This is a genomic window from Sporosarcina sp. SAFN-015 (assembly GCF_059415085.1).
In genome coordinates, this window is the sequence record NZ_JBPFDR010000003.1 from 322,997 (window position 1) to 337,849 (window position 14,853).

A 14,853-nucleotide genomic window follows, 5' to 3' on the forward strand; every position below is an offset into this window, starting at 1 on the left:
TTTATTGGCTGATGGATGTAAATGAGTCTCCGTCCAAACGACTGCCGTCTTCCAAAATATATTGAAGTTTTCCTTCTTTATTGGAAACAGATACGACCGTTCCGGATTTTTCCACTTCACCATCCATATACCCGACTGTTTTGCCTATCAAAAGACTTGCTTCGACTAGACTATTTGTACTTCCGGACCCAGATAGCACTTCTGAAATATTGCCTGGAGTCAGTTCCTTGCCATCTGCCATTGTAAAGACAACAGACCCATCAACGAATTTCGCGGATTGGATAACACCTGTTCCTTCATTGACAATCGGCTTGCCAGCTTCATCCTTTTTATCAGTCAGTTCGTGCCAGCGGACGTTTTTTCCGACAAATTGGTTGTATTGGATCAGCTGGGATTGGTTTTGTGCTTGTGCGAACTTTTCAAATGCGCTCGCCAAGTTCATCGTTTGTTCCAGGGATGAGAACTGGGCCATTTGCGCGATGAATTCGTTGTCTTTCATCGGGTTCGTCGGATCCTGGTTTTGCAGTTGTGCAATGAGGATTTTCATGAAAGCGTCCTTGCCCATCGTTTCTGGACCTGTTTTCCGTTGATCCCGTTGTTTATTAATAAGGAACATCGACTCAGTTATCGGTTTTTGTCCTTCTACCATTCTTTACACCTCCAGTTCAATCATATATTCTTCAAATGATTGGTCTTCTTCAGACGTTTTGTCCTGTCTGTTATCACTATTATGCTGCTCACGCTTGAATTGCTCATTGAACGATTGTTCACGTTCATTCCTAGTCGATTCTTGGATTGTTTGCGTAATGTCAATGCGGTTGATTTGCAAATTTTGTTGGTTAAATGCGTGTTTCAGTTGGTGCAACTGACTGTCGAGCAACCCTTTCGCAAATGCGGTTGAGGCTAGTATTCTCGCTGTCATGATCCCGTTCGTTTCAAGCAGTTCGATCCGGACTTGACCAAGATGTTCAGGATATAGCTTAATGAGCATCCGGTTCGTTCCGCCTACTTGACCGAAATTGGATCGTTTCATTAACGCCTGCATTTCTTTCATGAACGTCTCGCTTCGATTCGTATGATTCGATTCCGATTGTTGTATTGGCAGTTCGACTTTGACTGAAGTAGAAGTTCCGTGCACAACAGTCGTATGGGAAGTTATATCGGGTTGTTTATCGGCATTATTTGAAATTGATACATTTGTTGGTCTCGATTCGGTCTGATGTATTGGCACTTCGACTTTGACTGCTGTGGTAATTCCATGTGCAGCAGTCGTTTGAGATGGAGTATCAGGTTGTTTATTACCATTGCTTTCAGCATTTGTTGAATTTGACGAGTTTGTTTCAAGAACAATTCTGAAGTCCGTTTTTTGTTGGATGAACGGCAACTGCTCCTGCTTCATCATTGCTACGATCCGCTGTTCAAATTGTCCAGCAGCTCCGGTTAGCATATGGTGGAAACTGTCGACTATCTGTTCCATAGATACAACCATATCTTTTTTCGTCGCCATCACATCTACTGTCTTTAAAAATGCCAACAGTTCGATAGCTTCATTTCTTGTAGCCGGTTTTTGGAGAGCTCCATTTAGTTCATTAATAAAACGGCTGCCCACGCCATCAATCATGCTTAATATAGTCCACATATCAGTAGCCACGGTCAATTCATCTGTTTCAATTTTCGTCAATCCAGCTTGCTCCAGTAATTGTTTTACCTTTACGAGCACTTCCTCGGGATTGACATCCAACAAATTCGCAAGGTCTTCTACACTTTCGATGTTCTCGGTTGCTACAACACTAGAAGGCAATTCGGTATTTCCGCTTCCCGGAATTGCTTGTATAGCAATCTCCAACTCTTCGACTGTCGTCGCATTGAAAAGATTTGAAATTAACTCGACCGGAATTTCTCCAGTACCAGCAAGCTCCGTTTCTGGAGCGTTCGTTGAAATGCTAGCAAATATTGCGCCAAACTTTGTCGTTGCAGGATCGCCTTTTTGCACATTGTTTACTGCAAGTTGATTCATACCGATCATTGACTGCAATGCTCCGATGTTCACTCTTTCTTTCACCTCCCCTCATAGCTTGTCACCTATACCTCTACTTATTTTGTCATGAGACTCGTATATTTTGCGGCATCTTCAGGTGACATCTTTTCTAATATCGGTGCGAGAACTTCAGGTTTTAGGCTTGAAAGTATTTCAATTGCTTCTGCGTCGCTCATTTTTGTAATGACAGGCGCTGCAGATTTTGCAGACATTTTTTCGAAGGTAGATATGATTTCCTTCATATCCCGCTTATAATCGTCTTTTTCCATTTTTAACGCTTCAATTTGAGCTAATAAGCTTTTTTGCTCATCGAGAAGAGCCTGTTTCTCATCATCCGATTTAGCTAAGTCTTCTTGGAGTTTAAATAATTGCGCTTCCTTGTCCTGGATTTCCGCTTGCAATTCGACGACTCGTTCTTCTATGACCAAGTCATCGACATTTTCGTCATCGACTTGCTTCTCGTTAATGAATGGCAGGGACTTTGTCCACTCTTTCGCTTTGTCAAAAACATTCACATCAGCGACATATGCGATGATCAATAACACCATTGTCGTGAAGAGGAGCGGAATGAGCGTCCAAAGTAGCACTTCTTGGAAGAGGCGGGTACTTTTCTTCTTTTCAACGATTTTCTCATCAGTTTTCAGTTTTGAATTCCTCGCCAAGTTACCACCCTGTTTCTCTTCTATGGAACTTTAATGTTGATAATTCATCCAACAAGCTAGCTTCCGCCTGTTCCATTTCAGTACGATAATGTTCTTTGTCTTTTTCCTTCATCTTCTCGAACTTCTTCACTTCAATCGTCTTTTCGAGCAACTTTTCCTCGAACCAATTCATTTTGGAACGCGCTTTAATGACTGTTTGCTGCAGCACTTCGATCCTTTTATCAAGACTCTCAATAAATCGGGCATAGTTATGGATTTCGTTAATGGAAAAGCCATTTTTCATTTTCTCTTGATGATTGGCAATGACCTCTTCCTTGCGTTTCAACAGCTCATATAGTTCTGTAGCGACCGTTTCGAAGGAATCGACTGCTTTCTTAAATTCAATTTCAGTTTCTGTTTTTTCCTGTTCCCGGTATGTGAGCACTTTTTCAAATCGATATTCATAGGGCTTCATGATGTGCCACCTCCTGGAGCAAGTGATATTAACTCTTCGATTGAATCTTCCATTCTTACATTCTCTTTGTAGCTCTGCTTCAAATAGTTCGTAATATGCGGTTCATATTCGATCGCTTCATCGATTTCCCTCGAAGTGCCCCGCTTATACGCGCCGATGTTAATGAGATCTTCTGATTTGTCATATGTGTAATACAGTTCACGGAGCTTTTCGGCAGCTTTTATATGTTCTGGGCTTGCGATATGATTCATAAGACGGCTTACGCTTTTCAAAACATTAATGGCAGGGTACTGTCCTTTGTTAGCGAGAGTTCGATCCAATACGATATGGCCGTCAAGTATGCCTCGCACCGCATCAGCGATTGGTTCATTCATATCATCGCCGTCAACGAGAACTGTGTAGAATGCTGTAATTGCACCGACATCATTCGTTCCTGTTCGCTCAAGGAGCTTCGGTAAAATCGAGAAAACGGACGGTGTATATCCCCTCGTTGCGGGAGGTTCACCGACAGCAAGTCCAATTTCCCGTTGAGCCATCGCAACCCGGGTGACGGAATCCATCATAAGCATGACATTCATCCCTTTATCCCGAAAATATTCTGCGATGGCCGTAGCTGTAAATGCACCTTTAATCCTCATCAGTGCCGGCTGATCTGATGTAGCGGCGACAACAATCGTCTTGCTTAACCCTTCCGGTCCTAAATCCCGTTCAATAAATTCACGGACCTCACGACCACGTTCTCCAATCAGACCAATGACATTCAAATCAGCCGTCGTATTTCTTGCAATCATTCCGAGCAAAGTACTTTTACCGACTCCTGAACCTGCGAAAATCCCTACCCTTTGACCATTACCGACCGTCAACATCCCATCGATTGCTTTGACACCTACTGCCAGCTTTTCACTGATCGGCTTTCTTGTCATTACATTTGGAGGGTTTTGTTCTGTCCTTACTGTAGATAAACCTTTCGGAAGTGGACTCTCGTCGATAGGGTTCCCCATCGAATCAAGAACTTTTCCAATAAGATTCATCCCAACTTTCACTTCAAGCGGCTTTCCAGTACATTCAACAAGACATCCACTTGAAATATCAGTGATATTTGAATAAGGCATTAAGATGACGATTTCTTCTCTAAACCCCACGACTTCCGCCAAAATGACAGCGTCCTCTTTGCCGCTATTATTTAGATGAATATGGCACACATCTCCGACAGAGCTTTCCGGTCCTTGTGATTCAATCATGAGTCCGACTACCCGGACGACACGCCCGAATTTCGGAAAGGAATTCACTTTAGGAATGACCTCTAGCAGTTGTTTCGCTTTTTTCATCGTCAGTCACCACTTTCCAACATTTCAACGAGCTGTTCTTTAAGCTCATTCAATTGTTCATCCACACTGACAACTATCCGGCCCTGGTTCGTCTCGATAATGCAATCGTTATTATCAAAATCATCATTTACAAAGATGAGGAACGGAATATCTGGAGGGAAAATAGAAGCCAATTCGGAACGGTTTGATGAAACAAGTTCAAAATGTGAAACGGATACGTATAGTTTGATCTCTTTCATCTCTCTCGCTTCCTTCAATCCTCTTTTCACTATTGAAAGGAAAGCTTCTTCATCCTCTTCAAGCGTCTTACCGAGAATCCGTTCCGCGGTCTTCATTGCAATTTCCAAAATGATTCTTTCCTGCGATTCCAAGTATTTCTCAGCATTTTCCTTTGAATGGGCAGTGACTTCATTGGCCATTTCAATAGATTCACTCATATCGGATATTGCCTTATTTCGACCTTCTTCGTATCCGACTTGGAAACCTTCTTCATAAGCACGTTGTTGTAATTCAGTCTTTTCCTGCTCCCATGCAGCGTGCATTGCGTTAATATCCTCTTGTGCCATTTGCCGTAAATGCTCAACATCCGCCTTTTCAACTTCGATCTGCCGTCGCGCATCTTTCAGCATCCGATCGCGTTCTGCGAAAAGGATTTCTTTTGAAATCTCTTCCTCTTTTCCGTCAATTGTCGGCATATTTAAGTTTCTGATTGTGATTTCCTTTACGTTGCCTTCTTCAGAAATCGTGCGGGAAGAACGAAAAATATTAGACAATGATGTCATCCCCTCCACCACGGGCTATGATGATTTCACCTGAGTCTTCCAATCTACGGATTATGGAAACGATTCGTGCCTGCGCCTCTTCGACGTCTCTCAAACGCACTGGTCCCATGACTTCCATTTCTTCCTGGAATGATTCAGCCATCCGTTGTGACATGTTTTTAAAGAGGATTTCCCTCACTTCTTCACTGGACACTTTCATCGATAAAATGAGATCTTCATTTTCACACTCGCGCACAATTCGCTGAATGGAACGATTGTCCAATGTGACGATATCCTCGAAAACAAACATCCTTTTTCGAATTTCCTCTGCAAGCTCTGGATCTTGGATTTCAAGTGCGTCCAAAATGGTTTTTTCGGTAGCTCGATCGACACCATTCAACACTTGGACAACTGCATCGACTCCACCTGTCTCCGTGAAATCTTGGGTAACTGTTGAAGATAGCTTCCTTTCCAGGACTGCCTCAATTTCACTGATGACTTCAGGAGAAGTTGAATCCATCGTCGCTATCCTTCTGGCAATATCCGCCTGCATTTCTTGTGGTAGTGATGATAAGATCATCCCCGCCTGCTCCGCTTCCAAGTAAGATAGAATCAGAGCAATTGTCTGAGGATGCTCGTTTTGGATGAAATTAAGTATTTGACTCGGCTCTGCTCTTCTTGCAAAGTCGAACGGCCTAACTTGTAAGGAAGATGTCAAACGATTGATGATTGCCTGGGCATGCTCTTTCCCTAACGCTTTTTCCAAAACAGTCTTAGCGTAACCTATTCCACCTTGCGAAATATAATCTTGTGCAAGTGCAATGTTATGAAACTCCTCAATAATTTCTTCTTTAACAGAGGAGTCAACTTTCTTCACACCGGATATTTCAAGTGTTAGGCGCTCAATCTCCTCTTCGGTCAAATGTTTATAGACTGCTGCCGAAACTTCCGGGCCGAGCGATATGAGCAGGAGTGCAGCTTTTTGCTTTCCAGTCATTTCTTTATCTTTCTTTACCAAATTTCATCCCTCCGTCAATCCTCGGCTATCCATGTTCTTAATAACTTGGCAAATTCTTCAGGCTGATCCTTCGCCATCTTTTCAAGTTGCTTTTTGCGAAGGGAAGCTTCCGTCTCATGCTCAATATTAATGTCTTCTACATGCAATGCTTCACGTTGTTCCTCGAGTATAAGAGCTTCTTCCATTTCTCTTTCTTGTTTACGTTTACGGAAGTAGGCAACGACCAATATTGCAATGACAACGAGCAATGCTGCTCCTATCGCATATACCCACCACGGAATTACGCTAGCAGCCGATTGAGGAACTGTTGTCATTTTTCCGTTGAAAATTTGTGTTGAAATTGCTATTTTATCTTCCCAATACTCGTCCGTGACATTAACAGGCACGTAAGTTTTATCGATGGAAGTGCTAATAATCGCTTCCAATATCGTTCGAATATCCTCTTCCACACCAGGTGTCAATGAAGCGATATCATTTACGTCCGGCGGTTCCACCATCACTTGAATACCGATGTCACGAATTTTATAAGGACTTTCTACAATGTCTTTCCGGATCCGGTTCACTTCATTATTAATAGTCTCTTCCAACCGCTCGTAATCTCCATTAGCGTTGTTGCCTTCCACGTAGCTTGTTACGTTATCAGTGCCGTCCTCTGCCGCCGGTACGCCTCCTGCGGCAGCACCGTTGCCAGAAAATGATTCTGTTATCCGTTGCACGCTTATCGCTAAGCTATCAAGGTCCTCATCCACGCGGTCAACTAGATTCTCTTGTCTGTTTTCCTGTTTGAAGTCGATATCTGTTGTAACAGAGACGATGACTTTGTCTTGACCAACCATTGTTCCGAGCATCATTTGGACTTTTCTTTGCAAGTCGCGTTCTATCGTCTTCTTTAAATCCATTTGGTCGACAATATTAGTGCCAATAGATTGGCCGGGTGATTTCAAATCGAAGTATTCGGAGTACTGGTTCATAATAACGATATCGTCTGTAGATAAATTCGGTAAACTTTTTGAAACTAAATTATATAAGGCCGTTATTTGAGATTCTGTAAACTGATGTCCAGGTTCTGTCTTCAACATGATTGCCGCGCTTGCACTTTGGACAGTTTCATTTAAAAAGACACTTTGCGTCGGCAATGTAATCATTACATTAGCATCCTGCACGCCTTGAATACCTTTAATCAAATTCGCCAATTCGGTTTGCATCGAAGCAAGTTTGATCATATTGAATTCATTGTCGGTCGTTCCAAAACCAGCGTTCTGAGAGAAGAACGAATAATCGATTGTTCCCGTATTCGGGTACCCTTCCGCGGCAAGGGTGACAAGGAGATCATCAACTCGTTCTTTCGGAACGAGGATGGACGTGCCTCCCGGCGCAATTTGGCTAGGAATGCCTTGCGCATCCAGTTCTTCCTTGATCCGTCCTATTTCCGCACGCGAAACGTCACTGTATAGAGGGACAAATTCCGTCCTTGACAGAAAATACGTTAAAAATGCAGCAAAAATAATGACAGCAGCCGCGGAACCGATATATGTTGTTTTTTGTCGTTTTGTGCGAGTCGACCAGAACTGCCTCAAGTCAGTCCCAATTTTCGTCAATCTTTCTTTCATTCTGATCCCCCGGTCTGCTTACATAGTCAACGCCGTTACGAAGAACGGCGTTTGCGAGTAAAAGAGAAACGTTACGAGCACATCTTTGCCCTGCCGTTTCGAAGAACGGCGTTTGCGAGTAAAAGTGAACGCCTTCGCTTTTAAACTGGCATTCTAATAATCTCTTGGTATGCTTCGATAACCTTATTCCGCACTTCCATTGTTGCGTTTAATGCGATTGAAGCTTTTTGTGCGGTGATCATGACGTTATGCAAATCAACATTTTCACCTAAGATTAGTTTTTGGGTCATTGTATCTGACTCGATCTGTTTGACATTCACTTCTTGGATAGCATCCTTCAAAAATGTACCGAAGCTTTTTTGCGATTCAAATGGCGTTGGTTGAATACCTTGATTGATTTTCATCAAACCTGTAGGATTCCCTGCACCTTGTATGGATTGTATCGGCATCAGTCATCAATCCCCTTCCCGTTCATCATTTCCCTATTTCAAGGGCTTTCATAAGCATCGCTTTGTTAGCGTTCAGCACTGTGACATTCGCTTCATAAGACCTAGTCGCCGACATAAGGTCGATCATTTCTCGTAATGGATCCACATTCGGCATTTGGACATACCCTTCCTCATTTGCATCTGGATGGGTTGGATCAAAGACAAGCTTGAATGGAGTTTCGACATCTTCCTGAATGCGTGAGACTGTTACCCCGTAACCCGCAGCCCCTCTATCCCGGCTCCCCATCGCCGCTTGAAGCATAGATGAAAAACGCCCTTCTGCCGGCTGTAAGCTGACTGTCTTTCGACGATACGGCTGCCACTCACCATCTACCATCTTTCCACGGCTGGTTTCGATATTAGCCATATTGGATGAAATGACGTCCATTCTTAGTCGCTGAGCTGTTAGTGCCGAGGCTGAAGTATTAAGGCTATGGAAAATAGACATGAATTATCGGCCTCCTTTTATGACGTTTTGTAACGAGTTGAATTTACTGCTGAGACGGTCGACCAAAGCATTATAATAAATTTGATTTGCTGCAAGATCTGCCTGCTCCTTATCCATATCAACACCATTGCCATCTTGCCTATATCGAAAGTCGGCATATTTGGCTATACCCGGTTGAGAAGCTTTGGAAGCAAAGTCGAAATGCAGTTCATTCGTCCGATACGCATTGATTGGCTTACTTTGGGCTTCATGCATCATTTCCTTGAAACTGACATGTTTCGCCTTGTAATTTGGCGTGTCGATATTTGCTATATTTTGCGAAATAACTTTTCCCTTTGCAGAAGAAAAGTCCAAACCCTTCTCAAGTAGCGAAATCGTTGAACCATAAATGTTCATAACTATATTTCACCTCAAATGTTTACTAGATTCTATTAGGTAGATAATCATTTCTATAAAACTTTCAATGAAAACACATATCTTATTGTATCGGATTTTGGCGAACTTTGTCCATCATATTAATTAAAATAGAATTAGTTCAAAACAACCCTTTTATCCACGCTAAATCGTTGCCTTTATAGTTCTTAGGACTAATTTCTCATCGTAGCAATTTAGTATTATTCACCAGTAGACCGATTACTCATTCCTTCCCATAAAAATAACACTTCGGCTGACTAACAACCGAAGTGTTTAGAATATTAATTCTTTTGGTTTTCAAGTTCTTCAAGGAATTTGCTGTTCAATACTTTAATGTATGTGCCTTTCATACCAAGTGAACGCGATTCAATTACACCAGCACTTTCTAGCCTACGCAAAGCATTGACGATAACGGAACGTGTAATCCCTACACGGTCTGCAATTTTCGAAGCGACAAGAAGGCCTTCATTGCCATCAAGCTCTTTAAAGATATGTTCAATCGCTTCATGTTCACTGTAGGACAATGAGTTGATAGCCATTTGTACTACAGCCTTGCTACGCGCTTCCACTTCAATTTCCTCAGCCTTTTCACGAAGAATTTCCATGCCGACAACTGTTGCACCGTACTCTGCAAGGATTAGGTCATCTTCAGTGAATTTTTCTTTAAGTCGTGCAAGGATAAGTGTACCAAGACGCTCACCGCCTCCGATGATCGGAACAACAGTCGTTAAACCGTCTTTGAACAGTTCACGTTCCTCTTCAGGAAATACTGAGTAGTCGCTGTATACGTCAATGTTTGAAGATGTTTCACTCACTTCGAAAAGTTTTTGTGTATACTCTTCAGGGAATTTTCGTTCTTGGAACATTTGTTTCATACGCTCATTGTCGATTTGATGATGGATCTCAAGGCCGAGCAACTTCCCTTTTCTGCTGACGATGAAAGCATTACATTCAATAACTAAGCTGAGTTTTTCAGCCATTTCTTTGAAGTTAACCGGTTTTCCTGCTGTTTCTTGTAACATTGCATTAATTTTTCTTGTTTTCGCTAATAAAGACATAAATATTTCCTCCTAAAGTTCCTTTTGTATTTAAGAATATTCTAAAGCTTTTCAATCGTTAAATAAACTAAAACGCCCTCATTATAATATAAAATGTGACAAATCTTTATTTTTAACGATATTTTTCAACTTTTCATCGACATAAGCAACTGTTATTTTAATCGATGACGGTCCAATCTCTGCAGCTTCATACGATAATTCTTCAAGCAATTTCTCCAGTATCGTATGCAATCTTCTTGCGCCGATGTTTTCGGTATTATCGTTCACATCGAATGCAATTTCAGCAACTCTTTCAATTGCATCATCCGAGAATTCAATTTCGACATTTTCCGTCGCCAACAATTTTTCATATTGCTTAATCAACGAAAAATCAGGCTCCTTTAAAATCCGGACGAAATCCTCTTTCGAGAGCTTCTCAAGCTCCACCCTGATTGGAAAGCGTCCTTGAAGTTCAGGAATGATATCTGACGGCTTCGACATGTGAAAAGCGCCTGCCGCAATGAATAGGATGAAATCAGTTTTCACAGGACCATACTTCGTTGTAACCGTTGAACCTTCAACGATTGGTAGTATATCCCTTTGAACCCCTTCCCTCGAAACGTCTGCAGATGAACCGCCGCCATTGCTACGACTCGCAATTTTATCCATCTCATCGATAAAGATGATGCCGGATTGCTCAGTCAATTCAACTGATTTTCTTGCGATTTCATCATGATCGATCAGCTTATCCGCTTCTTCGGCTTGAAGGACCTTTCTAGCATCTTTCACCTTCATTTTGCGTTTCGTCATCTTTTTCGGCATGAGCGAAGATAAAGCATCCTGCATACTTGCACCCATTTGTTCCATTCCCGAACCTTGCAGTGCATCAAACATCGATGGTTGTTGAGAAGAAACTTCCACCGTGATTGATTCTTCTTCCAGTTCACCTGCTGCTAAACGACGGGCAATTTCCGACCTTTTTCTACTGAGATCATTCGCTTCTTCAGGGTTTTTATCATCCTCTTCAGTCTTTTGCCCAAAAAGCATTTCAAAAGGATTTTGCATATTGGCTTTGCGCTTTTTCTCAGGAACGAGCAATTCGACAAGCCGCTCTTCTGCAAGCTTCTCTGCTTGGCCCTTGACGGATTCGCGCATTTCGTCTCGGACGATTCGGACTGCTGCTTCTGTCAAATCCCTAACCATCGATTCGACATCTCGGCCAACATATCCGACTTCGGTGAACTTAGTCGCTTCGACTTTTACGAAAGGAGCGTTGACTAGTCTTGCAATCCTTCTTGCTATTTCAGTCTTCCCTACACCTGTCGGTCCAATCATCAGAATGTTTTTAGGGATGATCTCTCTCTTTTCATCATCTGTCAAAAGGCTTCTTCTATACCTGTTCCGGATTGCAACGGAAACTGCCCGTTTTGCAGCATCCTGCCCTACAATATATCGATCCAAGTAAGCAGTAAGTTCGCGAGGGGTCAATTCCTGTTTTTTATTCATTCGAGTACCTCCACAATAATCCGGTCATTTGTGTAGACACATATTTCAGCTGCAGTTTCAAGCGCCGCCTTGGCAATCTGCTCGGCGGTAAGTGTGTCGCCGCTATATTTTTTCAGCGCGCGTCCTGCCGCCAATGCATAGTTGCCACCAGATCCGATCGCAAGAACGCCGTCATCCGGTTCGATTACTTCACCCGTTCCCGATACGAGCAGAAGCCGATCTTTGTCAGCAACAAGCAACATTGCCTCCAACTTTCTTAAAATACGGTCGCCCCGCCATTCTTTAGCTAACTCTACAGCGGCGCGTTCCAAATTCCCATTGAATTCACCGAGCTTGCCTTCGAAAAGTTCGAAAAGTGTAAAGGCATCGGCAACCGATCCCGCAAATCCAGCAATAATTTTCCCGCCAAATAGTCTTCTCACTTTTTTTGCAGTATGTTTCATGACGACGGATTCTCCCATCGTCACTTGTCCATCACCCGACATCGCACAGACACCTTTGTGCCGTATGGCGAAAATCGTTGTAGAATGAAATTCCATCAGTTCATCCTCCTAAGCTCGCGGATGTGTTTTCATATACGTTTTCCGTAAATGCTCTTTAGTGACATGTGTATACACCTGTGTCGATGATAAATGACTATGACCAAGCAATTCTTGCACTGTTCTAATGTCTGCTCCATTCGACAACAGATGTGTTGCAAAGGAATGGCGGATCATATGCGGATAAATCTTTCCATTGATAGCCGCTTCTTCCATCATTGCACTTAGCACATGACGGACACCCCTGTCCGTTATAGGATCGCCACGTAAATTGACAAACAGTGATTGATGACTTTTCTTCTTCATTAATACAGGACGACATTTTTCCATATAGGATTCAAGTGCATCCTGTGCGAAGCTTCCGAATGGGACGTAGCGCTCTTTCCTGCCTTTTCCCATTACCTTGACGATACCGAGAGAGTTATCGATATCACCCAATTCAATGGATGTCAGCTCACTTACCCGGATTCCAGTGGCGTACAGCAGTTCAAGAAGAGCGCTATTTCGCAATGATTTCAGATCATCTCCATTGCATGCTTCAAAGAGCGACGCCAATTCCTTTTCATAAAAAAAAGCCGGAAGCCGCTCTTCCTTCTTTGGATGATGCAATAATCGGAATGCATTATCATTTATCCCGAATCGAGCATTGCCAAACTTATAAAATGACCGAATCGATGAAATCTTTCTTGAGATTGTCTTCCTAGCTAAACCTTTATCGTACAGCGTTGTTATATACAATCTTGCTTCAGGATACTCGACATCATTCAGATCAGCAATTCCTTCTTGGGATAAAAAAGTGAAAAACTCTTGAATATCATTGCTGTATTCAGAAACCGTCCAAGATGAATAGTTCTTTTCCAGTCGTATGTAAGATATGTATTCGTCAAGAACAGTCTCTGGACCAATTCGTCGCAAGTGCTTCACCCCCATATGAATCACTCTGTCAATTATAGCAAAATTGGAACATGTTTGAATAGTGGTTATTTTTTCTTTTTTTGAACCCACTTGATACTGCCATTAATCGAATAGGAGGACTAATTCAGAAATTCAAAAGTCATCCACGATTCACTATAACGTAAAATATATTGCGACGGCAACTTAATCGTCTTGGGATGTCAGACATCTGCTATTTTTTAGACACAGTTTGTTCAATTTTTATATGTATCACATTAAAAAGCCGCACATGCGGAATAGTATCCGACATGTGCAGTCTTTAGTTTACATGTGCAATGAAGGTTGAAACTGCTCAAGTGCCTTGAATGCACGTTCAGCATGTTTCTCTGCGCGTTCGACTTTTGACTTGATATGCTCGCCTAAATCAGGGAATAATCCAAAATTGATATTCATTGGTTGGAAGTTCGTTGAATCGGCCTCCGTTATATATCTGGCCATACTCCCTAACGCAGTCTCTATCGGGAATTGGAGCGGCTCTTTACCCAACGCCAAGTTTGCGGCATTGATTCCGGCAATCAAACCGGAGCCTGCCGATTCGACATATCCTTCCACGCCCGTCATCTGGCCAGCAAAGAAAATTTTGCTGTTCTTTCTTAGTTGATAAGTAGAATTTAGAACGCGAGGGGAATTAATGAATGTATTCCGGTGCATAACACCATACCTGACGATTTCAACGTTTTCCAACCCAGGAATAAGTTGAAGCACCTCTTTTTGCGCTCCCCACTTCATATGCGTCTGGAACCCAACGATGTTATACAAAGTTCCCGCAGCATCGTCTTGACGCAATTGAACGACAGCTTTCGGTCGTTTTCCCGTTTTCGGGTCTTCCAGACCGACCGGTTTCATCGGTCCGAATAAAAGTGTTTTCTCTCCCCGTCGAGCCATTACTTCGACAGGCATACAAGCTTCGAAATACACTTCTTTCTCAAATTCCTTTAAAGGGGCGACTTCTGCATTAAGCAGCGCTTCATGGAATCGCTTGAATTCCTCTTCGTTCATTGGACAGTTCAAATAGGCGGCTTCACCTTTATCGTATCGTGACTTTAAATATACTTTATCCATATCGATAGACTCTTTTTCGACAATTGGAGCGGCAGCGTCATAGAAATAGAGATATTCCTCTCCCGTTAATTCCCGAATGCGCTCAGCCAATGCAGGTGAAGTTAAAGGACCTGTTGCAATGACTGTGATGCCTTCCATCATTTCATCCAATACCGTCACTTCTTCATTGATGACTTCAATTAACGGATGGTTTTTAATTTTTTCTGTCACATTCCCTGCAAACTCATGACGATCGACCGCAAGTGCTCCCCCAGCAGGAACCGCACATGCATCTGCTGCGTTGATGATGAGGGAATTGAGCTTGCGCATCTCTTCTTTGATAATTCCTACCGCATTCGTCAAATTGTTCGCTCTCAATGAATTACTGCAGACTAGTTCCGCAAATTTATCTGTATGATGGGCTGGCGTCTGCTTTACTGGTCTCATTTCATATAAACGGACTCGAACTCCCCGGGAGGCGATTTGCCAAGCCGCCTCACTCCCGGCCAGTCCTGCTCCGATGACATTTACGATTAGTGTCATTCAGCCATCCTC

16 protein-coding genes are annotated in these 14,853 nt (G+C 42.7%); all 16 read right to left on the bottom strand.

The window, feature by feature from the left end; translation table 11 throughout:
• Position 1: 1 nt before the first annotated feature.
• Positions 2–649 carry a flagellar hook assembly protein FlgD gene (flgD, locus tag ACR65H_RS07415; RefSeq protein WP_440499520.1) on the bottom strand — a complete coding sequence of 216 codons (648 nt, stop codon included), beginning with the start codon at positions 647–649 and terminating at the stop codon, positions 2–4.
• A 3-nt stretch (positions 650–652) separates the two neighbouring features.
• Positions 653–2,050, bottom strand: coding sequence for a flagellar hook-length control protein FliK (locus ACR65H_RS07420; RefSeq protein WP_440499521.1), 1,398 nt, complete (start codon positions 2,048–2,050; stop codon positions 653–655).
• 44 nt (positions 2,051–2,094) lie between these two features.
• Entirely contained in the window at positions 2,095–2,700 is a 606-nt protein-coding gene (locus tag ACR65H_RS07425; RefSeq protein ID WP_440499522.1) for a MotE family protein, read from the bottom strand.
• A gap of 1 nt (position 2,701) precedes the next feature.
• Entirely contained in the window at positions 2,702–3,154 is a 453-nt protein-coding gene (gene fliJ / locus ACR65H_RS07430) for a flagellar export protein FliJ (protein ID WP_440499523.1), read from the bottom strand.
• Positions 3,151–4,482, bottom strand: a complete 1,332-nt coding sequence (gene fliI / locus ACR65H_RS07435; RefSeq protein WP_440499524.1) for a flagellar protein export ATPase FliI — start codon at positions 4,480–4,482, stop codon at positions 3,151–3,153. The genes fliJ and fliI overlap by 4 nt, the downstream gene beginning before the upstream one ends.
• Positions 4,483–4,484: 2 nt before the next feature.
• The gene (gene fliH / locus ACR65H_RS07440; protein WP_440499525.1) at positions 4,485–5,264 is read right to left on the bottom strand and encodes a flagellar assembly protein FliH; all 780 of its coding nucleotides are present in this window, start codon (positions 5,262–5,264) and stop codon (positions 4,485–4,487) included.
• Positions 5,248–6,261 carry a flagellar motor switch protein FliG gene (gene fliG / locus ACR65H_RS07445; protein ID WP_440499526.1) on the bottom strand — a complete coding sequence of 338 codons (1,014 nt, stop codon included), beginning with the start codon at positions 6,259–6,261 and terminating at the stop codon, positions 5,248–5,250. The genes fliH and fliG overlap by 17 nt, the downstream gene beginning before the upstream one ends.
• Before the next feature lie 14 nt (positions 6,262–6,275).
• A complete protein-coding gene (fliF, locus tag ACR65H_RS07450) occupies positions 6,276–7,871 on the bottom strand; it encodes a flagellar basal-body MS-ring/collar protein FliF (protein WP_440499527.1) in 1,596 nt (531 codons plus the stop codon).
• Positions 7,872–8,011: 140 nt separating this feature from the next.
• A complete protein-coding gene (gene fliE, locus ACR65H_RS07455) occupies positions 8,012–8,275 on the bottom strand; it encodes a flagellar hook-basal body complex protein FliE (protein ID WP_440499657.1) in 264 nt (87 codons plus the stop codon).
• 70 nt (positions 8,276–8,345) lie between these two features.
• Complete coding sequence (gene flgC, locus ACR65H_RS07460) at positions 8,346–8,807, bottom strand: flagellar basal body rod protein FlgC (RefSeq protein WP_440499528.1); 462 nt, start codon at positions 8,805–8,807, stop codon at positions 8,346–8,348.
• Between the two features lie 3 nt (positions 8,808–8,810).
• Positions 8,811–9,203 carry a flagellar basal body rod protein FlgB gene (gene flgB, locus ACR65H_RS07465; protein WP_440499529.1) on the bottom strand — a complete coding sequence of 131 codons (393 nt, stop codon included), beginning with the start codon at positions 9,201–9,203 and terminating at the stop codon, positions 8,811–8,813.
• 299 nt (positions 9,204–9,502) lie between these two features.
• Entirely contained in the window at positions 9,503–10,279 is a 777-nt protein-coding gene (gene codY, locus ACR65H_RS07470; protein ID WP_440499530.1) for a GTP-sensing pleiotropic transcriptional regulator CodY, read from the bottom strand.
• Between the two features lie 81 nt (positions 10,280–10,360).
• Positions 10,361–11,764 carry an ATP-dependent protease ATPase subunit HslU gene (gene hslU, locus ACR65H_RS07475; RefSeq protein WP_440499531.1) on the bottom strand — a complete coding sequence of 468 codons (1,404 nt, stop codon included), beginning with the start codon at positions 11,762–11,764 and terminating at the stop codon, positions 10,361–10,363.
• Entirely contained in the window at positions 11,761–12,306 is a 546-nt protein-coding gene (gene hslV / locus ACR65H_RS07480; protein ID WP_440499658.1) for an ATP-dependent protease subunit HslV, read from the bottom strand. The genes hslU and hslV overlap by 4 nt, the downstream gene beginning before the upstream one ends.
• Before the next feature lie 9 nt (positions 12,307–12,315).
• Positions 12,316–13,209, bottom strand: coding sequence for a tyrosine recombinase XerC (gene xerC, locus ACR65H_RS07485; protein WP_440499659.1), 894 nt, complete (start codon positions 13,207–13,209; stop codon positions 12,316–12,318).
• Positions 13,210–13,521: 312 nt separating this feature from the next.
• Positions 13,522–14,841: an FADH(2)-oxidizing methylenetetrahydrofolate--tRNA-(uracil(54)-C(5))-methyltransferase TrmFO gene (trmFO, locus tag ACR65H_RS07490; RefSeq protein ID WP_440499532.1), complete on the bottom strand. Its 1,320-nt coding sequence runs from the start codon at positions 14,839–14,841 to the stop codon at positions 13,522–13,524.
• Positions 14,842–14,853: the final 12 nt, after the last annotated feature.